At 56.7% G+C, this 24894-nt stretch carries 24 protein-coding genes, 1 tRNA gene and 1 pseudogene; 5 read left to right on the plus strand and 21 right to left on the minus strand.

The window, feature by feature from the left end:
* Nucleotides 1-92: 92 nt before the first annotated feature.
* The 4 genes from RAL88_RS03110 (at nucleotide 93) to RAL88_RS03125 (ending at nucleotide 2607) form a co-directional block, all read left to right on the plus strand.
* Nucleotides 93-515, plus strand: coding sequence for an MAPEG family protein (locus RAL88_RS03110; protein ID WP_306267234.1), 423 nt, complete (start codon nucleotides 93-95; stop codon nucleotides 513-515).
* Between the two features lie 140 nt (nucleotides 516-655).
* Entirely contained in the window at nucleotides 656-1933 is a 1278-nt protein-coding gene (locus tag RAL88_RS03115; RefSeq protein WP_306267235.1) for an O-acetylhomoserine aminocarboxypropyltransferase, read from the plus strand.
* A 189-nt stretch (nucleotides 1934-2122) separates the two neighbouring features.
* Nucleotides 2123-2212 (plus strand) — tRNA-Ser (locus RAL88_RS03120).
* 50 nt (nucleotides 2213-2262) lie between these two features.
* Complete coding sequence (locus RAL88_RS03125) at nucleotides 2263-2607, plus strand: winged helix-turn-helix domain-containing protein (RefSeq protein ID WP_371932139.1); 345 nt, start codon at nucleotides 2263-2265, stop codon at nucleotides 2605-2607.
* Between the two features lie 91 nt (nucleotides 2608-2698).
* Here the strand turns inward: RAL88_RS03125 and RAL88_RS03130 are convergent.
* The 4 genes and pseudogenes from RAL88_RS03130 to RAL88_RS03145 all read right to left on the minus strand — a co-directional run.
* Nucleotides 2699-2896: pseudogene (locus RAL88_RS03130) on the minus strand (3-keto-5-aminohexanoate cleavage protein); the annotation flags it as partial.
* Nucleotides 2897-2906: 10 nt separating this feature from the next.
* Nucleotides 2907-4115 carry an alanine--glyoxylate aminotransferase family protein gene (locus RAL88_RS03135; protein WP_306267238.1) on the minus strand — a complete coding sequence of 403 codons (1209 nt, stop codon included), beginning with the start codon at nucleotides 4113-4115 and terminating at the stop codon, nucleotides 2907-2909.
* Nucleotides 4112-6076 carry a TRAP transporter fused permease subunit gene (locus tag RAL88_RS03140; RefSeq protein WP_306267240.1) on the minus strand — a complete coding sequence of 655 codons (1965 nt, stop codon included), beginning with the start codon at nucleotides 6074-6076 and terminating at the stop codon, nucleotides 4112-4114. Before RAL88_RS03140 ends, RAL88_RS03135 begins: the two co-directional genes overlap by 4 nt.
* A gap of 5 nt (nucleotides 6077-6081) precedes the next feature.
* On the minus strand, nucleotides 6082-7227 hold the full coding sequence (locus RAL88_RS03145) for a TAXI family TRAP transporter solute-binding subunit (RefSeq protein WP_306267241.1): 1146 nt from the start codon (nucleotides 7225-7227) through the stop codon (nucleotides 6082-6084).
* A 316-nt stretch (nucleotides 7228-7543) separates the two neighbouring features.
* On the opposite strand from RAL88_RS03145, the gene RAL88_RS03150 reads away from it, so the two are divergent.
* A complete protein-coding gene (locus RAL88_RS03150) occupies nucleotides 7544-8320 on the plus strand; it encodes a helix-turn-helix domain-containing protein (RefSeq protein WP_306267243.1) in 777 nt (258 codons plus the stop codon).
* A 59-nt stretch (nucleotides 8321-8379) separates the two neighbouring features.
* Here RAL88_RS03150 and RAL88_RS03155 read toward each other — a convergent pair whose 3' ends face one another.
* The 17 genes from RAL88_RS03155 to RAL88_RS03235 all read right to left on the minus strand — a co-directional run bounded on the left by RAL88_RS03155 (nucleotide 8380) and on the right by RAL88_RS03235 (nucleotide 24873).
* A complete protein-coding gene (locus tag RAL88_RS03155; protein ID WP_306267244.1) occupies nucleotides 8380-8997 on the minus strand; it encodes a fumarate hydratase C-terminal domain-containing protein in 618 nt (205 codons plus the stop codon).
* Nucleotides 8997-9863, minus strand: a complete 867-nt coding sequence (locus RAL88_RS03160; protein WP_306267246.1) for a fumarate hydratase — start codon at nucleotides 9861-9863, stop codon at nucleotides 8997-8999. Before RAL88_RS03160 ends, RAL88_RS03155 begins: the two co-directional genes overlap by 1 nt.
* 1 nt (nucleotide 9864) lies before the next feature.
* Nucleotides 9865-10494: a flavin reductase family protein gene (locus RAL88_RS03165; protein WP_306267248.1), complete on the minus strand. Its 630-nt coding sequence runs from the start codon at nucleotides 10492-10494 to the stop codon at nucleotides 9865-9867.
* Nucleotides 10484-11371: an NAD(P)-dependent oxidoreductase gene (locus RAL88_RS03170; protein WP_306267249.1), complete on the minus strand. Its 888-nt coding sequence runs from the start codon at nucleotides 11369-11371 to the stop codon at nucleotides 10484-10486. The genes RAL88_RS03165 and RAL88_RS03170 overlap by 11 nt, the downstream gene beginning before the upstream one ends.
* Nucleotides 11372-11405: 34 nt before the next feature.
* Complete coding sequence (locus RAL88_RS03175) at nucleotides 11406-12314, minus strand: hypothetical protein (protein ID WP_306267250.1); 909 nt, start codon at nucleotides 12312-12314, stop codon at nucleotides 11406-11408.
* Nucleotides 12304-13104 carry an HpcH/HpaI aldolase/citrate lyase family protein gene (locus RAL88_RS03180; protein WP_306267251.1) on the minus strand — a complete coding sequence of 267 codons (801 nt, stop codon included), beginning with the start codon at nucleotides 13102-13104 and terminating at the stop codon, nucleotides 12304-12306. The genes RAL88_RS03175 and RAL88_RS03180 overlap by 11 nt, the downstream gene beginning before the upstream one ends.
* 34 nt (nucleotides 13105-13138) lie before the next feature.
* Nucleotides 13139-14092, minus strand: coding sequence for a DUF6282 family protein (locus RAL88_RS03185; RefSeq protein ID WP_306267253.1), 954 nt, complete (start codon nucleotides 14090-14092; stop codon nucleotides 13139-13141).
* 551 nt (nucleotides 14093-14643) lie between these two features.
* On the minus strand, nucleotides 14644-16026 hold the full coding sequence (locus RAL88_RS03190) for a hypothetical protein (protein ID WP_306267255.1): 1383 nt from the start codon (nucleotides 16024-16026) through the stop codon (nucleotides 14644-14646).
* Nucleotides 16023-17111, minus strand: a complete 1089-nt coding sequence (locus tag RAL88_RS03195; RefSeq protein ID WP_306267256.1) for a mandelate racemase/muconate lactonizing enzyme family protein — start codon at nucleotides 17109-17111, stop codon at nucleotides 16023-16025. The genes RAL88_RS03190 and RAL88_RS03195 overlap by 4 nt, the downstream gene beginning before the upstream one ends.
* Entirely contained in the window at nucleotides 17108-17749 is a 642-nt protein-coding gene (gene larB, locus RAL88_RS03200; RefSeq protein WP_306267257.1) for a nickel pincer cofactor biosynthesis protein LarB, read from the minus strand. The genes RAL88_RS03195 and larB overlap by 4 nt, the downstream gene beginning before the upstream one ends.
* Entirely contained in the window at nucleotides 17746-18507 is a 762-nt protein-coding gene (locus RAL88_RS03205) for an adenine nucleotide alpha hydrolase (protein ID WP_306267259.1), read from the minus strand. Before RAL88_RS03205 ends, larB begins: the two co-directional genes overlap by 4 nt.
* The gene (locus RAL88_RS03210; protein WP_306267261.1) at nucleotides 18504-19631 is read right to left on the minus strand and encodes a LarC family nickel insertion protein; all 1128 of its coding nucleotides are present in this window, start codon (nucleotides 19629-19631) and stop codon (nucleotides 18504-18506) included. The genes RAL88_RS03205 and RAL88_RS03210 overlap by 4 nt, the downstream gene beginning before the upstream one ends.
* Nucleotides 19628-20785 (minus strand): UxaA family hydrolase, encoded by a 1158-nt coding sequence (locus tag RAL88_RS03215; RefSeq protein WP_306267263.1) that lies wholly within the window; start codon nucleotides 20783-20785, stop codon nucleotides 19628-19630. Before RAL88_RS03215 ends, RAL88_RS03210 begins: the two co-directional genes overlap by 4 nt.
* Nucleotides 20782-21048: a UxaA family hydrolase gene (locus tag RAL88_RS03220; protein WP_306267265.1), complete on the minus strand. Its 267-nt coding sequence runs from the start codon at nucleotides 21046-21048 to the stop codon at nucleotides 20782-20784. Before RAL88_RS03220 ends, RAL88_RS03215 begins: the two co-directional genes overlap by 4 nt.
* Nucleotides 21045-22178 (minus strand): mandelate racemase/muconate lactonizing enzyme family protein, encoded by a 1134-nt coding sequence (locus RAL88_RS03225; RefSeq protein ID WP_306267267.1) that lies wholly within the window; start codon nucleotides 22176-22178, stop codon nucleotides 21045-21047. The genes RAL88_RS03220 and RAL88_RS03225 overlap by 4 nt, the downstream gene beginning before the upstream one ends.
* Nucleotides 22178-23629 (minus strand): sulfatase-like hydrolase/transferase, encoded by a 1452-nt coding sequence (locus RAL88_RS03230; RefSeq protein WP_306267269.1) that lies wholly within the window; start codon nucleotides 23627-23629, stop codon nucleotides 22178-22180. Before RAL88_RS03230 ends, RAL88_RS03225 begins: the two co-directional genes overlap by 1 nt.
* Nucleotides 23626-24873, minus strand: coding sequence for a hypothetical protein (locus tag RAL88_RS03235; protein WP_306267270.1), 1248 nt, complete (start codon nucleotides 24871-24873; stop codon nucleotides 23626-23628). The genes RAL88_RS03230 and RAL88_RS03235 overlap by 4 nt, the downstream gene beginning before the upstream one ends.
* Nucleotides 24874-24894 lie beyond the last annotated feature (21 nt).

The following is a 24894-nucleotide window of genomic DNA, read 5'->3' on the forward strand; positions in this document are numbered from 1 at the left end:
GATTAACGGCCCGGGCTTTGCGAAATATCTATGCTCTGAAACGATCCAACCTTATATTCAGATCAACCGAAAATGAAGATATAGGAAACGTAGTGAACACACCATTCGATCCGTCAGCCATTGCCATTGTCGGTATTTACGCAGCGCTCTGCGCCTTCATTCTGACATGGCTGGGCAACAGCACCGGCTCGCTGCGCCGCAAGAACCGCATTGCCGTTGGCGATGGCGGCAACAAGCACCTCATCCGCATCATGCGCGGCCACGCAAATGCCGTTGAAAACATGCCAATCACTCTGTTGCTGCTGGCTATCGCCGCTCTGGTGGGAACGCCGCTCTTTGTGCTGCACATTCTCGGCATCCTGTTTGTCATCGGCCGCATTCTCCACGCCTGGCATTTCATTCAGGAAGATGCACCGGGCTGGCAGCGCTTTGGCGGCTTTGGACTGTCAGCCCTTGTCACTCTGGTGCTGGCTCTGGGATTGCTCGGCCATGGCACCTGGATCGCCTTCAGTTAGATTCTGTTGCGCGCACGCAGCCCATAAGAGGCGGATATTTTCACGAACTGCCAGCAGGCGGCACAGCTTTGTTTGCCAGCATCGGCAAATATCCGCTATGAGTTCCGGTGAGATTATCGAAAACCAATTGAGGAAAATCCATGTCTGACAACGGCCCGTCATTTGATACACTTGCAGTCCATGCAGGAGCCAAACCCGATCCGACCACCGGAGCGCGGATCACACCGATCTACCAGACCACTGCCTTTGTTTTTGAGGACGTGGATCATGCAGCCAGCCTGTTCGGCCTGCAGGCCTTCGGAAATATCTACACCCGCATCACCAACCCCACCACAGCGGTTCTGGAAGAGCGTGTGGCAGCGCTCGAAGGCGGCACTGCCGGACTTTGCGTCGCCTCGGGCCATGCCGCTCAGCTGCTGGTGTTCCACACCCTGATGCAGCCGGGTGACGAAATTGTCGCCGCCAACAAATTATATGGCGGCTCGATCAACCAGATGAACCATTCCTTCAAGAATTTCGGCTGGAATGTGGTCTGGGCCGATACCGATGATCTGACCACTTTTGAAAATGCCATCACCCCGAAAACCAAGGCGATCTTTGTTGAAAGCATCGCCAATCCGGGCGGCGTTGTGACCGACATGGAAGCCCTCAGCAAGATCGCCAAACGTGCCGGTGTGCCGCTGATTGTCGACAATACAATGGCCACTCCCTATCTGTGCCGGCCATTCGAGCATGGTGCGGATATCATCGTGCATTCGCTGACAAAATTTCTCGGCGGCCATGGCAATTCCATGGGCGGTGCCATTGTTGATGGCGGCACATTCGACTGGATGCGCGAAGGCCGCTATCCGATGCTCAGCGAACCGCGCCCGGAATACAACAACATCGTCATTGGCGAAGTGTTCGGCAATTTCGCGTTTGCCATTGCCTGCCGTGTGCTGGGTCTGCGCGATCTGGGTCCGGCGATTTCGCCGACCAATTCATTCAACATCCTCACCGGCATTGAAACCCTCAGCCTGCGCATGCAGCGCCATTGCGACAATGCCCAGAAGGTCGCCGAATTCCTCTCCGAACACCCAAAAATCTCCTGGGTTTCCTATGCCGGACTGCCCGGCGACCGCTACCACAAGCTGCAGCAGAAATACATGCCCAAGGGTGCCGGAGCGGTGTTCACATTTGGTGTCACCGGCGGTTATGAGGCAGGTGTTGCGCTGGTTGGAAAAGTCGAGCTGCTGTCGCATCTTGCCAATCTGGGCGATACCAGAAGCCTGATTATCCATCCTGCTTCGACGACCCATCGGCAGCTATCCGACGAGCAGAAAAAAGCCGCCGGTGCCGGCCCCGATGTGGTGCGTGTCTCAATCGGCATTGAAGACCCGGCAGACATCATCGCCGATCTGGATCAGGCCCTCGCCTGAGAGGCTTATTCGGCACGAAATTACTGACAAAGCCGCGGCGTTGCAATTCAGCGCCGCGGTTTTCTGGTTGAATTGAGGTCTCGCACGCCGTCCGCTTCCACAGCCCGCCACCTCAGCCTGACGACAAATTTCCCGGCCCACCGAAAAAACCCTTGCGCAACCGCGACGCATCGCGCTATCCCCGGCGACGGAGAGGTGGCCGAGTGGTCGAAGGCGCGCCCCTGCTAAGGGTGTAGGCGGGTAACCGTCTCGAGGGTTCGAATCCCTTCCTCTCCGCCATTATCCCAAAGTCCATACCGGACACATGCTTTACAGTTTATTCCGGAGACATGGTTTACACTTTCTCCGATGTGAATAGCCCGGATGGATTGACCAACCGCGAAGGAGCCGGACGCCCTCGTTTGCTGAGCGATGAGCAAATGCTGGAACTGGCGCAGATTGTCGAAACCGGACCAGACCGGGAGATAAATGGTGTTGTGCGGTGGCGGCGCATCGATCTGGTTCGGATAATCAGCGAACGGTTCGAGGTAACGTGCTCTCAAAGCGTCGTCTCCGATTATCTGGCTGAACTCGGCTTTTCCCATATCTCGGGCCGTCCGCAGCATCCTGCTCAAGATCCACAGGTGATTGAGGCTTTCAAAAAAACTTCGCCATTAGGCTCGCAGCCCACATAGCCGACCTGCCGGATGGCACGCCAATTGAGATCTGGTTTCAGGACGAAGCCCGTATTGGACAAAAGAACGGACGCGTCCGTACCTGGGCGAAGATACCTTCTTGCAGGCGGGCGAATTTCTCAGGATCGGAACTTGGGGTCTGGTCATCGTTGCGCACATGGCAATGCACAATGGTTGCACCGGCTTCAAATGCGGCTTGGGTACTCTCGACTTGTTCATCAACGAAGATCGGAACTGCAGGATTAACTTACGTACGCTGCAATGATCCAGTGATGGCCACACAGATGATATATGGTTAGTCAGGTTTCGTCTGGATCCTCTCCTCCTCGCCCTAAGGCACGTACAGCCGCCGCTGCGCCGTATTGGCTGGGGTCAAGGCCAAGCACATTCAGAGCCAGATCAATGCATCCAATGGCTCCCAGCAGGGTCGGGGCGTTGATGTGCCCCATGTGTCCAATTCGAATTGATTTCCCAGACCATCTCCCCAGGCCTCCACCTAACGTCACTCCACAGTTTTCACGGCAGAAAGAGATGACCTTGCCCGCCAATCCGTCTGGTAGATTGAAGACAGAGACCGAAGATGCCTGGTTTTTCTGCACCGGTATATTCGCAATGGCCCCAACATCATGCCAGCTTGAAATGGCAGACTGAGTAGCTTGTTTCAACAACTCATGCCGTTTGAAAATCGTAGAAAGTCCTTCCTCGGCCATCATGTCAAATGCTTCGGCCAATCCGAATAATAATTGCTCTGGCGGAGTACCGCAGTATTTTTGATAGTGGTTTGTTCCGTTGCGTGTGCTCCAATCCCAATATCGTGTGCGCAGGTCTGCACATTTATGTGCTTCCAGCGCACGCTGGCTGGCAGCGACGAAACCCAGACCTGGAGCGCTCATCAATCCCTTCTGCGAGGCGGACACCGCCACATCTACCCCCCATTTTTGAAATTCGAATGGCATGGTGCCAAGAGATGCCACAGCATCGACCATCAACAGCGCTGGATGCCCTACAACGTCAATGGCCTGTCGCAGCTCCCCGACATCATTCGAGACCCCTGATGCCGTATCCACCTGCACACATAGGATGGCACGAATAGTATGGGCTTTGTCTGCCTTTAAGCGCTCAGACAGTGCCTCCGGGTTAACGGCACTGTGCCAGTCGGCTGACAATATCTCGACCTGCAAGCCCATTGCGGACGCCATCTCGCCCCAACCCACGGCAAAGCGTCCTGATTGCAGCACCAGAATTTTTTCACCCCGGCACAGTGTGTTACTAAGCGCCGCATCCCAAGCGCCATGGCCATTTGCGGCGTAAAGAAAGACCGGTTCTGATGTCTCAAACACACCTCTCAGGCCCGCTTCGCATCTTGCTGTAACGTCCAGCAATGGTCCGGAATAAATATCAATGGATGCGCAGTGCATGGCCGCTCGCACCCTGTCAGGCAGAATGGAAGGGCCGGGAATAAGTTGGATTTGCGGACCAGACGCCAGCGGTTTCGAAAATGACGTCACGGCTTCGTGGTCAAAGCTACAGATTGCCGGTGCCGCAGAAAAGCCATCGCCACAACAGGGACAATCACCAAAGCAGACAAACCAAGCATCTCGATCTTGTTCAAAGGAATGACTGTGTGCCCTGGCAGAGGCATGATGATGCTGCCTGCAATCAGCAATCCCCTCTCGTACAGCTTCAAACGTCCCACGCCAACCAGATAACCTTGCATGGCACTTGCAAAACAAAGCACCCCGACAATAGCCAGACTAAGTGAGCTTAGGATCTGGGTTACGCTGCCCACAAGGATCAGCGCCGGATCAAGCACAAAGAAGAACGGAATGAAATAGATCACGCTGCCAAGGCGCATGGCCTCAAACCCTGTGGCCATTGGCGCAGCTTGGGCTACCGACGCCGCCGCAAAAGCACCAAGTGCAACAGGTGGTGTAATAAATGACAGCATCCCCCAATAGAAGATGAACATATGAACGGCCATCGGGTTCATCCCGGTAGAGATCAGGGCTGGAGCCAGAATAATTGCCAGAAAAATGTAAGCTGCTGTCACGGTCATGCCGATGCCAAGAACAAAACTTGTCATGGCACCGATCACCAGAAGTATCATAGGCGATCCACCGGCGATCGAAAGCAAGTCATTCACCAAAGTACCGGCCAATCCGGTCATTGAAAGAGCCCCAACAATCAATCCGATCCCGGCGAGAATTGCGACAAGCTCGACAAATAAGGTTGTCAGGGTATCGACGAAAGCCAACAGTTCCTTGCGCCCCCAGCGATTTTTCTTTGAGAACAACTGGTTGATAATCAAAAGAACCGGCGTGGCGTAAAATGGCGCCAGCATTTCGCGGCGCAAGAACAAAAGCAGGTAAACAAGCAGCGCGAAGGCAAAGATGTAGTACCAGCCGTCTTTCAGGGTTTGCCGGATTGAAGGTAGTTCCGACCTATCCAACCCTTCGATCCCATCATTTGCCGCGCGGGAATCGATTTGAACAAACAGACCAAAAAAATACAGAAATGAGGGGATGATGGCAGCCAGAGCTACGCTGGCATATGAGACCTCAAGGAAATTGGCCATGATAAATGCCGTAGCGCCCATCACAGGCGGCATCAACACACCCCCTGTTGAAGCACAGGCCTCCACGCCAGCGGCAAAAGGTGCGCTTAACTTAATGCGTCGCATGGCTGGGATGGTCATGACACCGGTGGTCATCACATTGGTGACCACTGAGCCACTCATTGAACCCATAAGACCACTGGCAACAATGGCCACCTTCGCTGGACCACCACGGATGTGGCCCAGCAGAGCAAAAGCCAGATTGATAAAAAAAGTACCCGCTCCGGTATGCTGTAACGCTGCACCGAAGATCAGGAAGCCAATCACCAGATTGGAAAAAGCGCGCAGAGGAATTCCGACGATGCTTTCGTTGCTCATAGCGTGATAGCCCGCGGCGATTTCCAAAGGATAGGAAAAACCCCGAATTGGGCCGGGCATAATATCTGCAAAAAGTGGATAGAGGGACACAAGGGCAACGATGATCGCGAGTGCCGTTCCCCCTGCCCGCCGTGCTGCCTCAAATATCAAAAGCCACAGAGCCATCGAAAAGTAAGAGGCGTGCAGCGGGGCAGCCAGTTCCCAGCCATTTTGCATCATCTGCAAAGAGTTGGCTATGAACCACCCCAAGACACCAACGGTCGCAACTGCCAGCATCACATCATATACAGGGACGCGTTTTTTGGGGGCAGAACCAGTTGCTGGCAGCAGAATAAAAACTGTCGGAATAATCAATAGCAACAGCATATACATATACTGGTTGGCCAAAAGCGTATGGCCGACAAAAAAGTGCAAATTGAATACCTGGTTTATCGCAAGCAGAACAACAATACAGGTTCCAACCCGCAAGAGCCATATCCATGCCTGACCAAGATCGCGGAAGCGGCCGGTGGCCGCCTCCATTTCTACCGATGCCATTTTGGCTATTTCTCCCAATAGGCAGGCATGCCAGCAGTTGTCAGCGCCTTCAGGCGTGCTTCCATCCACCGCTCCTCAAAACCTTCGGGGCTTTTGTCTTCCAAGGCGTCCCAAGCAGAAGCAATTACCGATTGACGCTTCAGCAGATATTGATTGTTTGCTTCTGCACCATCGGTCCACATGCCCTGTGACTTCCAGAAGGCAACGGCGCCGTCGTGATACGGCAAAACCCACTCGAAATTCTGCCGGTCAGAGGCCCAGCCTGCAGCGGCTGGCTCCGCTGAGACATAATTGTCAAATTGCTCAGTTATTGCACCGGCCATATTCATGACCAAACCAGCATCCTGATCAGGAGCCGTCACAAGAATTGGATAGGGAAAGCCACCGCATTCCAAAGGATTATCCTTTGAAATATTTGTGCCTGAGGTTGCAAGGCGCTTTGCCATATGAGGCGCTACAGTCTGCATCCTATCCCAGTTTTCATCTTCGCTGTGAGGTGTCGACAACCAGTGCAGACCGCGCGGGGAGGCATCCAGTTCCGTGCCACCACCCGATGTAAAGGATGTCATCGCATCTGCCTGATCGTTCAGTATGGCCTTCCACGCTGCATCGAAACCACTGACGTCAACTCTGATGACGTCATCCCAGGTAAGTCCACCATAGGCCAGAAAGGCGGTAACATTGGATTGCAAAGCCGGTGAGCCAATTACCCACGGTAGCCGCTTGCCCTTTAGATCGGCTGCGGTCTTGATATTTGCATCTGCCGCTGTGCCAAGCGCCAGGCAATTGGTACCAGTTGCACTTGCCACCATTTGCAGCCGTTGTGGACCAAGCTCAGGCTTTGCCCACCCCAAAACGCCCTCTGCGGCATAAAATACACCAGACCCAGCAGCCGAAAAATCGATCTGTCCTCTGATAACAGGCACCACCCGAGAAACATCGTTTTTCGCTGGAACCACTCGCAAGGTCACTCCATAGGCATCTTGCAGGGCCTTGCCAATTGCAACCGATTGCCCATAGCCGGAACTTCCGACATTGTAGGCTGTCCAGGAGACCGTCTCTGGCAGTTCCACATCTGAAGCATTGGTCAATCCTGCACTGCAAAGTGACAGTGCCACCGATAGCCCTAACGTATTGAGTATTTTGATCATTTTATCCCTCCCTGGGGGTAATGAATCCCGAACTGCAGTCATAAACAGGGTTCCATGGGCTCTGATTGTCGCTGTTGAATCAACGAGAGCTATCTGTTCCTGATATGACTGAGTTTGTTCATCGATTTCCTCGTTCTCTTTGCCGAAGATTTGTTGGTCCGTTGCATCCTGCGTAGCATTCTACGCTCAAATATCTGACCCAATCTTCATACCACTACTCTGCTCGTTGGCGGTAACTGCATCAACAAAAGCGTGGCTATGTTCCGCCACGTGGAATACCCTCCGGGCCATCAGGGAATGCAGAGGAAACCCAGAAATGGCGTCATATTCACCGGTGCGTTCAGTTGAGAGGTGCTTACAAATCCTCGAATCCATGAACAAAAGTAAAGTCTCGTCCATCGCCTACCTGCATGCCCAAACTCAGCTGCCAAAGGCGACACTTGTCCGACAACTGCAAACCCTTGAACAGCTTGGCTTCGTTTGCAGAAACGTACGTCAATCAGAATACCAGCTGACTTCAAAAGTGATGTCCCTCAGTTCGGGCTTTCACAGTGACCCACTCGTGGTGGAAGCGGGGCGCGTTCACGCCGTCGCGGTCACACAATTGCTGACCTGGCCAACTTCGATTGCCATCCTCGATGGCAGCGAAGTAGTGGTGCGATTTTCAACAATTCCGGACAGTCCGATTTCACCATTCCATGCCACGTTAAACATGAGGCTCTCACTGGACCGGCATGCGCTTGGTCTTGCCTATCTGGCGTTTTGTCCTGCCGCAGAGCAGCGAATTCTCATAAATTCGATTTTGAATCCGGACCAGCAAACCCCAGAAACTTCGGACCTGTCTGACGCGCCGCTTTACCAGCGACTAAAAGTCATTTGCGAACAGGGATTTTCAGAACGGGAGGTAAACACAGGCGATGCAAGATCAAATACCATCGCCGTGCCCATTCTCGGGCAAAACAGGGTGTTGGGAACACTGGGGGTGACATATTTCCGCTCTGCGCTGCGGCGTAGCGAGGCGATCACCAAGTTTCTGGAGCCACTTCAGACCTCTGCCCTGCAGATCGCCAAGAATGTTGCCACGCTCACCTGACGGAATTTGTCACTATCAAAAAGCGCCCGCGGTACTTTTTTGTGCAAGGCAGAAATGCTTTAGAGTCGGGTTTCATTCAATTCCTGCATTAGACCGTCCAACCGGCCTTCCGCCTGTTTTTGCAAGTCAACATAGAGTGAATTACCCTTTGTATCCACGCCGACAGTCAGAGGGCCCAACCGCTTGACCCTGAGTCGCGTCAGACGAAACTGAAGAATGAAGTCGTCCCAGACGACTTCAACAACCTCCTCGACCGCCTCTGATGTCAGAGCGCTGGCGCCGCCGACAAAAGACAGATACACGCACCCATTGCGTTGCATCGAGGCGACCGTGTCAGGCCCGACGCCGCCTTTCCCGCCAATTGCCTTTACGCCACTTCGGTCAATGATGGTCGGCAGGTAAGGCTCAAAACGTGTGCTTGTTGAAGGATTGATATATCGGCAAACACGCCCCTTATCCGTTTCTTCGACATAAGCACCAACCTGGCAGAGCATTCCGTCCTTTAGCGACAAGGGAAGTGGTTTGCCGGCCTCGATATATTCCTTGATCCGTTTATGCGTCGGCAATCCCACTGTAACCACGATATCCCCGGTCAAATAGACAAGATCGCCTATTTTCAGTTGGTTGAGCGCTTGCTGGTCGAAGGGCAGTGCTAGATCATGGCTCTGATTTTGCATTATTCAATCCGTTCGATCTGGCCCGAATTATAAATCCGCGCTCTTGTACGCCGGTTGATCCAGCAATTGAAACAGATCGCAACTGGCGTGAATCCGTGACCGGCAGAATAATCAATGTGGATACCCAAAGCGGTCGTATCTCCACCTTGCCCCATGGGACCGAACCCCAATTTGTTGATGGCTTTCAGCAGGCGTTTTTCCATGTCAGCAAGGATAGGTTCCTCATTGGGGGTGCCCATTGGGCGAAGGGTCGCCATTTTGGCCATCTTCGCGGCATGATCAAATGATCCCCCGATGCCCACTCCGATCATCACCGGCGGGCAATGTTGAGAGCCTGCTTTGATAGCCGTTTTTAAAATATATTCTTCAATATCTGCCAGTTCCGGATAGACGAAGATTTCAAGTGACGCCCAACGCCCTGACCCCAGCGCTTTCGGCGAACAGGTGATGTCAATATAGTCCGCTCCATCAACGACATCCCAAGATATGATAGGCATATCTTTGCCTTTGAAAGATCTTTCATTGGTCAGCGGGTTTTGAACAAATTTCAGCAGGGGCGGATCAATTCGTTCGACCAGTTCCTCAAAACCCGCAGCAAATGCGGATTTGAGATTTCCTTCAAACCTGGCCTGACTTCCGATCTTGACCGCATAGACAGGAACACCCGCATCAGAACACAAAAACCTGTCTTTTTCTTCCGCCAGTTGCGCGCTGCGGATCATGAAATCCAGCACCTTCCTGGCATTCTCTCCGGTTTCCTCGGAACGGGCTTCTTCAAGTCGTAATTTTGTATCTTCAGGGATTTTTTTAAGAGACCAGTCGTAAAGATCCGCAGAGACCCGCTTCAGAGTTTCATATTTGATCATGTCAGTCCTGCTCTCGTTTAGCGAAAACCCGAGGTAGTTCGAACCGAGGGCCAATCGTAGCAAAATCCAGATATCCCAAGCGACTAATATGCTGGACCTTGTCGTAATCCACCAAACCATCGGTCAGACAGGCATCGTCAATGTGGACACCAACAACTTCGCCAAAAACAACAGTGTTTGGGTTTTCGGGACGGTTAGTGGGAAGATGCAGTACTTGAATTGTCTTGCATTCGAACTGAATAGGTGAAGCTGCAACGCGGTTTGGAAGGACCAACTTTGAGGCGGCGGGCTCCAGCCCGACTTTCGTCATCTCGTCAACTTCGCTGGCCCATGCGGTCGAGCTTAGGTTCACAGCCTCGCGCAATGGAAATGTGGCAGCGTTGTACACAAACTCGCCCGTGTCGCGTGCATTCACCCAGGAATCCTTCGGGCTGCCATCCGGCTTGAGCCCATTGCACGAGAACATGACCGTGGGCGGAAAATTATGCACCAGATTGAAGTAGCTGAACGGAGCCAGATTGTGACACCCTTGGCGGTTTATGGTTGAAATCCATCCAATTGGCCGGGGCGAAACGCAGGCCGCAATCGGGTTATGGGCAAGCCCGTGGCCCTCATCGGGTTCAAAGAACATCTTTACTATCCATCGGGCTGTCCTTCAAAGCTGCGGCCACCATGGAGACAAAATCTTCTTCCCCCGCGCCCGTTTCCTCGTGGCGCATGAAACTCTTCAGCGCGGCACCAAGGGCTGGCGCATCAATCCCGGCTGACATTGCCACATCATTGAACATTGCCAGATCAGAAACGATCCCGGAAACGGTGAAACTTGGTGGCGTACTTTCGCCCAGAATAACGGGAACCTTAAGTGCCAACACACCATTGGCAGCAGGGCTGCCAGTCAGAATCTCAAGCATTTTGTCACCCGACAGACCAGCACTTTTCCCCACTTGCAGCGCTTCGCGAAGACATTGCCAATAACTTGCCAGCATCATGTTGTTGACGATCTTGGCCGCCATGCCATGCCCCAGCGGACCGACATAATGGATGCGGTTTGACATGGCTCCAGCAACAGGTAGAAATCTGTCAACATCAGAGGCTTGGCCACCAATGTAGATCCCGGCCTTGCCCTGCGTAACCATAATTGGCCAGCCTGAGATGGGCGCATCAAGCAACTGGGCGCCTGCCGCGTCGATGCGCGCAGCAAAAGCGGTATGAATTGCCGGATTGACGGTGCTGCAATCAACAATCAGCAGTCCCTCCAAGTTCGTTTCCAGCAGCCCGTCAAGAACTGATGAGACCGCCTGATCATCACTCAGCGACAGCAAGATTATGTCAGCGCATTCAACAATTGTTGCTAAGCTATTGTGCCCGGTAACGCCGCATTCCAATGCCCAACCGGCATCCACGCCGCGTCTTGTCCAAGCCTCAATCTGAAAGCCTTGTCCCGACAACCGTTCGGCAATTGCCGTACCCATTTTGCCAAGCCCGATAATGCCAATGCTGTTGTTCATCGAGCTTTCTTTTTGTTCGGCCACAATCCGCTCATCAACTCTCTACCTCCAACATTGGATAATCGTCGGCATTCAGAACCCATCCCGGCTTCAGGCTGAAATCCATGCGCGGCGGACAAAAAATGTCGACCATTGCATTATGACCGGAACCGGTAGCCCGGCTTGTATGCACAACCGGAGGCGGGATCACCAAAGCGGACGGCGCGCCGACCTTGAACTCAATATCATCACGCCAGTCGGCCATATCGGTCGTCCAAGGCCAGCGCAGGTGATGCGAATACGAACCCTCAAGCACCAGCGAACCCTGTTCGAAGTCGTCATGGTGGTGCGGTGATAATTTGGAGCTGTCCCGCGGACCCTCATAAGGATCAAGAATGTTCACCATGAATGTCGTACAGCGAAAGATGCGGCCAAACCGGCCCTCCTCCTTCATGACATCCAGCGAATAGTGCCGCAATTTCCAACCATCAAGTGGCACAGGCCAAGCCTGGAATGAAGGTATATGATCGCGCGGAATGTCATAGGCCTTGGCATTAGGACACAAAGCGACAAGGTCCGACGACTGGCTGGTAAATAGCCTGAAGAACCGCCCTCCCTCTGGAACGGTTACACAACTGTCCCCCGGAGGAATGAAGGCAATTGAATTGCCCACCACATTCTGACTTTTTCCATTCACCGAAATGACAGCACCGGCTGAAGGCAATAGCACAACATATTCATCCGGCTGATTGTTGCGATTGAAGGTGCCACCGGGTTCCGCTTCGGACTGAACCAAAATGAAGTTATGCCCGCGCAAAAACCAGCTGGCGCCATTTTTGTCACGAATGTTCGGGGCTGTATCATAAAAGGTCGCGAGTTGCGCCTCGGCGATCAACCCCGTCTTGGGTTTGCGCAGGACTGCAGTTGCCAGTGCTGCCCGGGGGTCGGATTTATCATAGGCCAACTGCGCCGCCTTTCTGTATCGGGAGAGCGTCTTGAAAGTTCTGTAGCAACGAACGGGCGGCATCACGCAACAATGCTTGATCCGACGTCACGATAAAGGCGCTAACACCCATGTCCGAAAGAGCCTGCGCATCTTGCACACTTCCCGACATTGCGCAGATACGCACATTTGCTGCCTGCGCGGCTTGCACGATCTGCTGTGTTGCATCTTTCACTGGGGCCGATCCAGCTTTGCACTCACCATAAGCCACAGTCAGATCACCTCGGCCAATAAAGACCCCGTCAAGTCCAGTCGTGGCCACGATTTGTGAAATGCTATCGACAGCTTCGGGATCTTCGATCATGGCGATCACAAGCGCTCGTTCATCTTCATCGCGAAGATGCTCCGCAATTGATTTACTCCCGAAATTTCCAGCCCGGGTGGTCGCCGAATAACCGCGCGAACCCGTTCGGTAACGTGCCGCATCAACAATCTTTTTTGCCTTCGCCGCTGACGTAATATGCGGCACCAGGACACCGTCGGCACCACAGTCCAACACCGAAAGAATTGCCGCTGGATCATCATTCTGGACCCGCACCAAACAGCCCAATCCCGATGCACGGCAGGCTAAAATGATATGGTCCGTGCTTTCTCGATTTATCGCTGAATGTTCCTCGTCAATGACGACAAAATCAAAGCCCACTGTCGCAAGAATTTCCGCTGGCATGGTGTGAGCGACTTTCAGAAAACTACCGACAAGCTGAGCGCCAGCCAGAAATCTCTGTCGTAATGCCATGTTGGAATTACTCATAGCTGCCCCATTGAATAGCGCTCAGGCTGGACACTCATTGTCCAGCATTGTCTGGTATGGGAAGACCCACCAGTCTTGATGGGTTATCGCGCACCAGAAGCTTTATTTCTCCCTCAGTGAAGCCAGATGCCAGACAAAGTTTGATCGCCTGGCGCATACCTTCCACGGGTGTAGGATTGTCTACTTGCCCCAGATCTGATCCAATTGAGGAATTCTCGACACCGGCTGCGCGAATATGCTCAGCCAGCTTATGCGGCTCATAGACATTGAAACGGCTGTCGACATAAAGACAGGCTGATTGCTCAATCAAGGCTCCGAATTCTGCCATTTCGCGAATATCGTCATAGGTGAAATGCAGACCATACATCGGGTGATTGACAATCAGTTTTTTTACACCGCGCGCTTTTGCTTCTTCAAACAGTTTCCAGATTTCCCAGACATGCAGATGACCCGATGACAAAATCGCGTCGAACTCGGCTATCGAATCCAGGATTTCTTTGATGGAATCGATGATGTCACCCTTGTCGTCCAGCACGGTCAACAATTTAGGCGGGCGCAACTGAACATTCGTCGCCAGACGGGATTTACGAAATGAACTGCGAATATGATTTGCTGATTGTGCAGTAGGCATCCAAATGATCTTGCCGCCGTGCTTCAGCTGAGAATCGACAACATAGGGATCAAAGCCCCCAGTGGTATTGTTCAGGACCAGACCACCAAACATCGACACGCCATGGTGACCAAGCAAGCGCTCCATAATGGGCAGGAATGGTGCGACAGAATAATGGTGATCCTTAAATAAAATGCCCCGCATCCCTGCCTGGGCCGCCTGTTCTACAGCTTCAAAATGATCAACCTGACGTTCCATGATCGAGGGCCCGGAATGGACGTGCAGATCAACCGCGCCCTGCATCAGTTTGTCGACTTTACGATTGTCCACTTCGGCAATTAATTCGCGCAACTTGGCACGATTGCTTTCAGTATTCATTGTAATCTCCTCCGATACGGGCCCGCTTTTACAACGTTTATAGAAGCAGCTGATGAGGATACAACGGCTATGGTTACTCGTTCCACAGAGCGGAATGGGGTGCAACCCGATTGAGCAGAGTGGAAGGGTCAACACATGTTGAATAACTCCTTTTCATGATGAAGAAATTCAGTTTAAATTGCAGCAGATAGAGGCTTGTCGTGTGAAATTCGAATTTATTGTACGATATTTAGTGGCTTGGATTGCGCCTGTATTACGCCAATTCATTTTACTTTCCGCCATTCAGCCAAAATGGAGATCGACAACGGTCCATACCGACGCATAGTTTACACTTTCTCCGGTGTGAACGATTTTGCGGCGGTGTTTCAAACCCCCAGTGAGCGAACCGGTGCGGAATAGGATCCCACGAATAATCCGTATCCAACGAGTACGAGGAACGCTCCCGCGGCACAGGTGATAAATTGGCTGGCATAGTTCAGTTGATCAAACCGCGATCCGACGGTTTTCAATGCCATTTTGCGCATTTGAACCGGCTTTGGTATTCCAACAGTTCAGCGCGCGCCCAATGCGGCAAGCTTTGCATCTGACAGGTATGCATACCGGTTCATCTGCACCGGCCCCGCGCCCAACGCCTCAAACCGGCGCATGACATCCTCCAGTGGTCCATAACCGTGAGACATGCCCCAAACCGGGGTACTCCCCGCCTGGCCACGCACCTGATCGATCTTGCTGCGGATGGACGCGCTTGTCGCAGGGTGCGCATCCTGAGGGTCGGGATATTTGATGTCGTTCGGGTCGCGTGGCATCTCCGGCGATAATTGCAACAGCCGACTGAGCAGTCGCGCGACCGCAGGTGGTGAAAAGTCGCTGCGGCTGGTCAGAGCTGACAGATAATCTGCCTCAATCAACGGCCAATGCATGGTGTAGAATTTCACCCCCATCGCATCGCAATTGGGCGCTACTGCCGCCGGGTCAAATCCGGTGGCGAGATTCAAAGGGGGTGGGAATGCGTGCAGGAACAATTTGCATTTGCCCTGGCTGGCCTCATCCACGGTTCTACGCAAGAACCTGGCGAAATCCGTGACAACACTCCGGCGCAGTTCCAGAAGGTCGCCCAAAACAGGATAGGCGGTCAGCAGGCTATCGCGAAAACTGTCAAAATCCTCGAGCGATATGGCCTTGTGCCGAAGGGTACTGTCACCCAGATCGGACAGAAACGCCATGGTCCCGCGCGCCAGCACATCAAGATCCAGCCCCAGTGCTGCAGCATACGGTGCCATCGCCGGGTTGAAATCAAAAAACAGGGCGTCGAAATGATACACAGGATATTCGGGCCAGTCGAATTTCAGCCCGTCGATCTGCGGGTAGGTCTTGCACAGGTCCCGTGTGATGGCGCGGACATAGGCGCGCACATCGGACGACGCGAGGGAGGCATTGCGATCAACCCGCCCGGTGCGCGGCACCAAAGTGGGCAGCAACGGTTCATCACCCGGCAACGGGCCGCCGAATTGAACCCTGTAACACGGCGGGATTGCCGCCTGAATCTGCATCCAGACCTCCAGTCCGCGCGCCTTGGCAGCATCAACGAAATGCCCGACAACCGCGCCCTGATCGTCGGTCAGCGCGGTCGGTTCCGGCGGGCGATAGGCCAGACCTTCGTACAGCCGCGGGTCGGGCCGGAACGAAGGTGCCGCCGTCATCCACAATTCGCGCTGGCCCCAAAGTGAGCGGTCCAGCAACCGCTTTTGCCCCAACCCGCCATCGCTGGGTGGCTCCCGGTGGCCCGTACCCCCAGGTGCCAGAGACGCCACATAGGGCGATGTCGTCAGCGACCCGGCACGCGCCAGTCCGGCTATGTTGTCAAGCACCGCGTCAACACCCTCGGACTGGGCATATTCGGGCATGACGGTGATGCCGAGATCGGGATTGATCATGTTGAAGGTCCGGACTCAGGTTGAGGCACTACCAGCGACAGGCCAAGACCGAGCCTGGACATTGGCAATGTTACACGTCCGCCAATGGGTTGCGGCAGCGCCTGATCGACCAGGCTATCGAACATCGGCGTCTCGTCAAACTGGGTTTCCAGGAGTTCCTCCTGCGGCAGAGAGGCACATATGTGCATGCTGTGCATGTGGCATATCGGACCAGACGGATTATGCGGCGAAAACGCCACGCCGTGGCGCGCCATATCGACGGAAATCGCCAGCATCTCTCGCGGGCCGCCGCAATATTTGACGTCCGGCATCATCACATCATAAGCACCCGCCGCCAGATAGGGCGCGAACCCTTGCCGCAGGATTGCGGTTTCCAGTCCGGCAAGGCGCATGCCTGCGGCATTGGCCCGCCTGCGCAGGGACACCAGTTCCGCAATTCCAGCTTCGGTTTCCAAAATCGGGCATTCAATCCAGTACGGTTTCAACGGCGCGCAAGCGTCGATCAACCTTCCGGCACCGGCAACATCGAACCGCCAATGACAATCGACCATCAGCCTCCGCTCGCCAACCACATCACGCACTGCGGCGATGCGGGCCAATCCAAGGCCCATCGCATCGGTCATTTCACGGCGGCCCATCGTTGCCCGAACCTCGTCAAACGGTGCGACCTTGATCGCATTGTGACCATGCGCCAGCGCGCGGCGGGCATTACTCGCCATGCCTTCGGGGCTGCGATCCCGGGTGCTGCGATTGATGTTGGCGTAAATCCCGATCTGGTCTCGCCCGGCGCGGCCAAGATGATCTGAAAGAGACACTCCTGCCATGCGTGCGGCCAGATCGGCTTGTGCCTGGCGCAGGGCCGAGGACAGGGCGGCCTGCGGCAGCGTATCGAACCGCAGATCGGCCAGATCGGCCTCAGTCAGGCGCTTCGGCAGAGCATTGAAACAATCAGTCACCGTCGCTTCCTGATTCTCCAATGTGGCCTCGCCCCAGCCGACAGTTTCACCATCGCTCAGCGACACGAAAAGCCAGATCGTGGCAGGTGTGACTGTGACGGGAACGAATTGAACGGTAAATTCGCTCATCTGTCCCCCAACATGCGCAACGCCGCACAAGCAGCGCCAAAGCCGTTGCCGATATTCACCGTCACCAGCCCTGGCGCACAACTGCCAAGTGCTGCGTCCAGTGCAAGACGTCCACCCCGGGCCACGCCGTAACCCACCGGCGAGGGCACCGCTATGATCGGGGCGCGCGTAAGACCGGCCAGCACACTGAACAATGCGCCTTCCATCCCGGCGATGGCGATCAGGATGCGATGCTGGCGCAAAGACTCGATCTCATCCATCAGCCTCCAAAGCCCTGCCACGCCGACATCCGACGTGATCGACGCTTCTGCGCCGTGGAACGCCAATGTGCGTTGCGCCTCGGCGGCAATCGGCAAATCGGAGGTGCCAGCAGCGACGATGCCGATGCCCGTGCGCATTGGCTGAGCGGCCATTCCGCCGAGAATGGCGGTCTGGCTGACAGGGTCATAATCCCAGGTCTTGCGCGCCAGCGTTGCGGCCATATCGGCGCAAAGCCGCGTCAGCAGCAGGCGCTTTCCGGCGGCTTCGGCTGTATCCAGGATGGCGGCGATCTGGTCGACCGACTTGCCGTCGCAGAGTACGGCTTCGCTCGTTCCCGTGCGTGCGCCACGATCCCAGTCCATGCGATGGTCGGTCATTTATCCACTTTCAGGAATGCGGCACCCCTGCGATAAGGGCGGTGGCCAAGATAGTCGCGCCCGGTTTCACGACAGGCGGCGGCGATGGATGCGGGTGGTGCTTCACCTTCGGTTTCAACGATGACGCCTGCATGTGTGATGCGGCAACGCACTGTTGCCGCCTGCCCCAGATCAGCGCGCAACAACGTTTCCATATGATCGACGAAGGCCAGATCGCTTGCATTGACTGCGATTCCGGTTTCGACCCGACTGGCAAGACACGGTTGGGCCGGCAATTCCGCCAGATCGCCAAATCCCAAATGTCTGGCCAGCGCATAGATTGCGGCTTTGTCCAGTCCGGCCTCGATATAGGGATGCACCACCTGCCACTGCTGCGCCGCCTCCAGGCCCGGACGAAAATCACCCAGATCGTCGCAGTTCGTACCTGACGCGATGGGGCTGTTTGTCAGACCTGCAATCGCGGCGTATAAATTGGACTTGCAGAAAAAGCACCGGTTGACCGGGTTAGCACGATATCGCGGATCGTCGAATTCGCCGGCATCAACAAGCTCCAGCCGCCACCCCGACCTTGCCCCATGATCGCGGACTCGTTCCGTGGCCAAAGGTGGCACGGCGGGGGATATCGCGTGGACCATGCGCGCCCGCCGGCCAAGAACGGAATGAGCAATATGGGCCAGAATCATGCTGTCCACACCGCCGCTGACGGCGATGGTCAGTGCCTCGTGGCGGGAAATTGCTTCTGTCAGACGTGTACTCATTGCTCATCCTTCCGCGCCTTGGCCCGGCGTGCAGCAAGGCTGGTCAAATCCGCAACGGCATCACTTTCGGCCTTGGAGGTCGTTTCGGCAGGGCGTATCGCGGCCTTGACGCCAGATATGACCACGCGCGGCAGGATCAGCCGCTGGTCTTGTCGCGACCGCAGGCCCAGCGTGGTGGTCTGGGCGAAAACGGCCTGTGCAACCGCATCAGCATGGAGCGGTTGGGCCATCAACCGAAAACCGGTGACGTGCCTGCCTTTCTTACCAATCATGGGCAGGGTAACAAGATCCAACACGCCATCAAAGGACCGCAGATGGTCGCTTGCGACGGCAATCTCTTCGCCTGTCATGTCGTCAATGTCCCATTCCAAAATCGAGACCGTATCGCCGGGCTGCGACGGTCCGGAAATTACCTGCACGACGACCACATTGGCCAGGCCCGGTAAATCCCGGGTGCCAGCACCATATCCGGTCGCCTGCAGTCGGCCCATCGGACGGGAACGCAGTGTCAGGTGATCGGCGATGTAACGCATAATCGCTGCACCCGTCGGCGTCACCCGTTCACCGTCAATGCCATCATCCTGGACGGCCATGCCCTCCAGCAGATAGGCCGTTGCAGGGGCGGGAACCGGCAGAAGGCCATGTGCCGTTTTCACCGTGCCGCCGCCCAGGGGCAGCGGATCAAGACTCCAACTCCAGCCATCGAGCAGTCCAATCAGGGCGGCAGCGGCGGTCAGATCGGCCAGTGTGTCCCAATCGGCGATCTCGTGGAAATGTACCCGGTCCAGCGGCACATCATGAACCCTGGCCTCTGCCTCTGCCAGCAACCGCAGCATCGCCCTGGCATGGGTTCGGGTCACCTCGGGCAGATCGGCACCGACCAGCATGTGGTCCATGTCGGGGTAATGGATCGGCGTCGATACATTCTGCTCGGGAACCGTGAAGCGCCATGCCGCGATACCGGCCTTGGTGCAATGCGAAAGCGTCGCGTTGAGATGCGGCAGGACAGCACCGGTTGCTTCTGTCACCGGATCAATGAAATCAGGAAATGCATCCAGCATGGCGGCGACAAACATATCGCCCGCAATTCCGCCGAGCGGCGTGATATGGATATGCCCCTTCAAACCGATGGCCCGAGGCGCGAGATCACCTCATCCCCGTCCCGGTTCCGCTCCACTGCCGTCAGCGCGCCGTTGCAGACACTGGTAACCAAAGCGACGAGACCGGGCAACACGGCCGCCCGCTCGCGCAGACCGCGAAACACCTCCGAGGCGTCAAAGTCGATCTGATCCGGCAGGCGCGCGGCCGTGTCGGGATTGGCCGTCAGCTTTATGGTTGGCGCCAGCGCGCTGCCATAGGGGTTGCCGTGACCGGTAGTGAAACAAACGATCTGGGACCCGGAGGCGACCATCGAGGATATGGATTCAGGCGACAGGGTCGGCGTGTCCATAAGATGGAGACCGGGACCGGTGATCGCTTCACCCTCAGACAAGGCACCCATGATCGGCCCGGTGCCGCCCTTGGATATAGCGCCCAGCGACTTTTCCTCAAGCGTGGTGATACCGCCGATGTGGTTCTGCGGCCCTGGATTGCCGATATGGATGTCATGCCCTGCGGCCGCGGTGATCGCATGACGGGCCTGCACCAGATGGCTCAGGCGGGCGGCCACATCCGGTGTCGTGCAGCGCGCGTAAAGGCCTGGCTCGCATCCCAGCCATTCCAGCGTCTCCGCGAACACGGCCGCGCCACCCAGGGCGATGTGATGATCGAAAAGATCCCCCACCAGCGGGTTGGCAACGACGCCTGACGAGGCGTCGGAATGTCCGCATTCAGCCGCGATAATGAGGTCCGACATCGGGCAATTCGCCTGCGGTTCGCCCTGCACCTGCGCCAACAGGCGGTTCCCTTCTGCGATGGCTGCGGCGGTCATCGCGGTGCCGTCCTCGCCCCATCGTTGCAGCGAAAATCCCGAAACCGCCCTCCCGGATGCAGCCACCTTATCGGCCATTGCATCGCACAGCCCGTCATCGGGGGCCAGGATCAGGACAGCGCCGGTGTTGGGATGGGTGGCAAAGGCCAACAACATATGATCGTGAAATGCCCTGTCCGCGCCGACGTGGCCGCGTCCATAGGGACTGGAAATCAACACGGCATCGGGCAAATCCGCCGAAACCCGCCGTGCGCCCGGAGCGTTCAGGCCGCACATCGACAGGATCACGAGATGATTGCGAATCCCCGGCCGCCCATTGGCGCGGGGAAAGCCCTGAAATGTGCTCATCGCAGCCCTCCTTGAAGATTATGCAGATGCACATGCTGGCCGGGCAGGATGTCGATCGTGGCGTGGCCGATTACGGCACCGAACTTGATCACTGGCGTGCCCTTGGCAATCGCGACCAGGGCGATTTTGTGGCCCATCGGCGTGTCAGATTTCAGCGCAACGGTCGGGCCGGTCGGCAAGGTCGCGCATTCGCCGGCTAGATGATCGCGCAGCAGACAGGCCACATTATCGTCGGGGTGGATCAAGATTGCGGACACCGTCATAGCGTGACTTCCAGGCGGGCGGTCAAAAGATCCTTGAGCGCGTCGACATCGGGATCAAAGCCAAGTCCCGGTCCAGTGCTGATCGGGAACAGCCCGTCTTCCAGAGCCAATCCACGGCCTGAAAACACAGGAATGAACGGGTTTTCGGAACTGTCGACCTCCAGCACCCCGTCGCCGCCGATTGCTGCCAGCAGGTGAGCGGAGGCGGCGAGCCCGACGCCGCCGCCCAGAAAATGAGGGCAGTACCGCCTGCCCGCGGCCACGGCGGCGCGCGCTACCTTGTACGTCGTAGAAAGACCGCCCCATTTACATATGTCCGGCTGGATCACCCCCAACGCGCCCAGTGCGATGGCCCGGTCAAAGGCACCACCGGTCAGATTCTCGCCGCCCGCAAGAGGCATTGACGCGGCGCGGGCCAAACTCAGCCAGTCATCGTCCGAAGCGTCTGCAGACAAAGGTTCCTCAAGCCAAACCAGATTCATGTTTGCCAGGCGTTTGCTCTGGCTCAGCGCAGAGGCAAGATCCCAGGCCTGATTAGCATCCAGCATCAAGGTTTCGCCTTCTTGCAGGGATTGTTCGGTGTCTTCGGCAGCTCCGATGCCATCGTCAGGACCGAACCCGATGCGCTGTTTGAACTGGCGATATCCCAGCGTGCGCATGCGTTCGATCTGCTCGGGGGCCTTGTCGGGACTGATGCCGCTGGCATAGGCGGGGACGGCGGAGACGGTCCCGCCCAGCATTTGCGATATGGACACACCTGCCCGGCGGGCGCGCAAATCATGCAGCGCAATATCTGCGGCGCAGGCGATTTGCGCCACTGGTCCAGGCTCGCCGCATTGCAGGATCAGCCGGTGCAGCCGCCGCAGGATTTGCGCGAAAGCATCGGGGGTTTCTGCTGTCATCCCGGCCAGCGCCGCCGGCAGTATCCGGGTCGCCAAACGGGCACGGTGATAATCCCCATCGGGTGGAAAGTTGCACCAGATCTCGCCCCAGCCATGCGCGCCCTCGGCATCTTCCAGCCGCAAGAGCAGCGCCGGCCGGTGGGTCATCGGGCCCATAACCGTGGCAATGGGCTGTGGCAGCGCGTGCCGGAAATGATGGATCGTGGCTTGGGACAGCGGAGCCGACATCACGCGTCCTCCAGCCGGTTCATTGCCGGATCAAGCGGCCACAGATGCGTGCTGACCGGGTTCGTCTGCCGGGCCCAGGCAGCCAGAATATCCTTGTTCGCACGGCGCTTTTCCATCCGCTCCCGAATGGCATCCGGATCCCAACCGTCCAACACCCGGGCCAGCATGCGCGCGACGCGCTCGGCGTGTTCGGGATCGTCGGCCAGATCGGCAAGTTCCTGCGGATCGTTGGCAAGGTCATACAGCCGTGGCGATTCGCCGTTATAATAGTGCAGCTTCCAATCGCCTTGCCGCAGCATGCGCTGTTGCACCGCCCGCCCCCCGGTCCAGGCAGGCACGGCGTCGGTGCAATATTCGCTGAATACGGCATTGTCCCAGTCGTGGTGCCCGTCGGTCAACAATGGCCAGAAACTGCGCCCGTCGGCGTCCGGCAAGGGCGGAGCACCCATCGCGTCGATCATGGTCGCCGACAGGTCTACCAGACTGACCACCTCGTCACGAGTGCCTGGGGTCAGCGAAGGATGCGCCAGGATCATCGGCACCTTGGCACTTTCATCAAAGAATGTGTGCTTCCACCACAACCCGCGCTCGCCCACATGCTCGCCATGATCGGAGGCGTAGACGATCAGCGTGTCGTCGCTCAGTCCCAGCTTCTCGACCCGGTCAATGATCTGGCCGATCATCTCGTCCAGTTCCGCCACCAGCCCCCAATACGCCGCCCGAGCCAGGCGAGACTGCCGCTCCGGCACCTCGCCGATGACCCGGTTCTGACGCCACCACGCGATCCAGCCCGCATCGCTGGCCCCGGCAGGGATTTCGGGCGGCGGCAGCACGGTCATGAAATGGTCCACCCAACGGCGCGCGGCGACATAGGGAGCATGGGGCAGCATGAACCCCACCGTCAGGGCAAATCGTTCGCCGCTTGAGGCCAGCCGGTCAAGGGCTTTCAGCGCAGCGTCGGTAGTATCGTGGTCTTTCAACTCATAGGCGGACTGTCCCGCACCGCAAGCGATCAGGCTTTCCGGGTTCGGATCGTTGGTACCTTGCAAGACGCCCATATTGTGCCAGGCAACACCGGGATAGTTGGGCGAATGATCGCCGACCTCGCGCCAGGCATAGCCACGCATCTGATCCGGACCGACCGAATGCATGCGGCCGACAAGACCAGGGATTATCCCCGCCGCGCCCAGCGCGTGCAGCCAGGTGGGGTGGTCGGAACCCAGCACGTCGTCATTGGTCCAGCAATCCTGTGACGAGGGATAACATCCCGTCAGCATCGACATGCGCGAGGGGGTGCAGATCGGTGACGGACAATAGGAATTCGTCATCCGTACACCCTTGCCTGCCAGCCGGTCGAGCGCGGGCGTGATGGCATGCAGCTCGCCAGCGCAGCCCATAATATGGGCCGCATGTTGGTCGGAGAAGAGGAACAGCAGGTTTTTGGGGGTCATCGTTCCAACCGGTTCAGGAGGGTTCCAGTTTCGTCGAACCGCAAAGGCGCGGGATCATCGTGGTCGATCACGACGCCCTGCGCCTTCAGTTCCGGCAGCAGGTTGGCGGTGACAGCGATTTCATCCAGCTGTGCGGATGAGATGATGTGACACAGCCGCGGCGCGCCCGCGCTCCAGCAGGTGGCGACCAGCGCGCGGATGACGGTGGCCTCATCCGGCAGGACGATGGGAATGTATGCCTTTTCAAGGATCGTGGCGGTGATCGCATTCATGTACATTGCCTGCAAATCCAGCGCATTCGCCATTGCACGGGGGATGTAATCGGCCATTCCGACGCCGATCCCATTGCCGTCGGTACGGTCGGTCAGCGCCAATGCCGCGATCTTGTGGATAAAGGGCGTTGCCGGGTTGTCGACCCCGCGAATATCGGTACGGCCCGAAATGGCGGGGTCGATACCCGCGCCCGAGATATCCTTGCCCAGCCGTTCGATCAGCAGGCCGTCCAGTTGATCGAAAGGCAGTCGCGCCATGGCCTTTTTGGCGGTTTCGAGAAGCCGCATGTCAGTTTCCGCGAAATTGGCCGGGGCGACTGCCTCAATATGGCTGAGCTGTTTGTGGGAATTCTCGACCAATGCAAGACCGGCAGTGATCGGTGCATTGTCGATGATCTTTCGCGCAAGCGCGGGCAGTGTTTCGTCAAAGCCGCGCGGCCCGATCATGTGCACCTGCCGAGCCCCGCCGGCCTTTCCCAGCCCCACGGCCAGCATCTTGGTCAGCCCGCTTTCTATAGGACGCGGAAAACTTGTATGCGCCTTGACGCGGTTGATGACCAGCACACCGTCGGCGCGCGCCGCATGGGCGTCGAAATGGCAGGTCGTGCCATCGGCCAGGTCGGCATATTGCACCGTGTCCATCGTTGCGCGGATCTGGCAGCCCATCGCGTCTTCGGTAACGCCCAGCTTGGCCAGAACCGCCCGTTGCCCCTCGGCAGTGCCGCCGCCATGCGAGCCCATTCCGGGCACGATAAAGGGGGCGTAGCCGCGGCCCTTAAGCCAAGCGACTGCTGCCCGCGCAACAGTGTCAATTTGGGCAATACCCCGGCTTCCGACCGCCACGGCAATCTCGGACCCCGCCGGCAGGTTGAACAGGTTCGACGCGGCGAGCGCCTCCGCGACCGAGGCCGCCACATCATCCAGCGCCGCCACATCAGGTTGGCGCAGGCGCAGGCGGACGAAATCGGGCAAGTCCACCGATTGCAAATGCGG

Source organism: Pararhizobium sp. IMCC3301 (assembly GCF_030758315.1).
In the GTDB taxonomy this organism is placed as follows: Bacteria; Pseudomonadota; Alphaproteobacteria; order Rhizobiales.

Excerpts from the sequence above, each read along its gene's own strand:
- RAL88_RS03115 (WP_306267235.1), top strand. The coding sequence starts at position 656 with ATGTCTGACAACGGCCCGTCATTTGATACACTTGCAGTCCATGCAGGA.
- RAL88_RS03125 (WP_371932139.1), top strand. The coding sequence starts at position 2,263 with ATGGTTTACACTTTCTCCGATGTGAATAGCCCGGATGGATTGACCAAC.
- RAL88_RS03140 (WP_306267240.1), bottom strand. The coding sequence starts at position 6,076 with ATGGCATCGGTAGAAATGGAGGCGGCCACCGGCCGCTTCCGCGATCTT.
- RAL88_RS03145 (WP_306267241.1), bottom strand. The coding sequence starts at position 7,227 with ATGATCAAAATACTCAATACGTTAGGGCTATCGGTGGCACTGTCACTT.
- RAL88_RS03150 (WP_306267243.1), top strand. The coding sequence starts at position 7,544 with ATGGCGTCATATTCACCGGTGCGTTCAGTTGAGAGGTGCTTACAAATC.
- RAL88_RS03155 (WP_306267244.1), bottom strand. The coding sequence starts at position 8,997 with ATGCAAAATCAGAGCCATGATCTAGCACTGCCCTTCGACCAGCAAGCG.
- RAL88_RS03160 (WP_306267246.1), bottom strand. The coding sequence starts at position 9,863 with ATGATCAAATATGAAACTCTGAAGCGGGTCTCTGCGGATCTTTACGAC.
- RAL88_RS03165 (WP_306267248.1), bottom strand. The coding sequence starts at position 10,494 with ATGTTCTTTGAACCCGATGAGGGCCACGGGCTTGCCCATAACCCGATT.
- RAL88_RS03170 (WP_306267249.1), bottom strand. The coding sequence starts at position 11,371 with ATGAACAACAGCATTGGCATTATCGGGCTTGGCAAAATGGGTACGGCA.
- RAL88_RS03180 (WP_306267251.1), bottom strand. The coding sequence starts at position 13,104 with ATGAGTAATTCCAACATGGCATTACGACAGAGATTTCTGGCTGGCGCT.
- RAL88_RS03185 (WP_306267253.1), bottom strand. The coding sequence starts at position 14,092 with ATGAATACTGAAAGCAATCGTGCCAAGTTGCGCGAATTAATTGCCGAA.
- RAL88_RS03190 (WP_306267255.1), bottom strand. The coding sequence starts at position 16,026 with ATGATCAATCCCGATCTCGGCATCACCGTCATGCCCGAATATGCCCAG.
- RAL88_RS03195 (WP_306267256.1), bottom strand. The coding sequence starts at position 17,111 with ATGAGCGAATTTACCGTTCAATTCGTTCCCGTCACAGTCACACCTGCC.
- larB (WP_306267257.1), bottom strand. The coding sequence starts at position 17,749 with ATGACCGACCATCGCATGGACTGGGATCGTGGCGCACGCACGGGAACG.
- RAL88_RS03205 (WP_306267259.1), bottom strand. The coding sequence starts at position 18,507 with ATGAGTACACGTCTGACAGAAGCAATTTCCCGCCACGAGGCACTGACC.
- RAL88_RS03215 (WP_306267263.1), bottom strand. The coding sequence starts at position 20,785 with ATGAGCACATTTCAGGGCTTTCCCCGCGCCAATGGGCGGCCGGGGATT.
- RAL88_RS03220 (WP_306267265.1), bottom strand. The coding sequence starts at position 21,048 with ATGACGGTGTCCGCAATCTTGATCCACCCCGACGATAATGTGGCCTGT.
- RAL88_RS03225 (WP_306267267.1), bottom strand. The coding sequence starts at position 22,178 with ATGTCGGCTCCGCTGTCCCAAGCCACGATCCATCATTTCCGGCACGCG.
- RAL88_RS03230 (WP_306267269.1), bottom strand. The coding sequence starts at position 23,629 with ATGACCCCCAAAAACCTGCTGTTCCTCTTCTCCGACCAACATGCGGCC.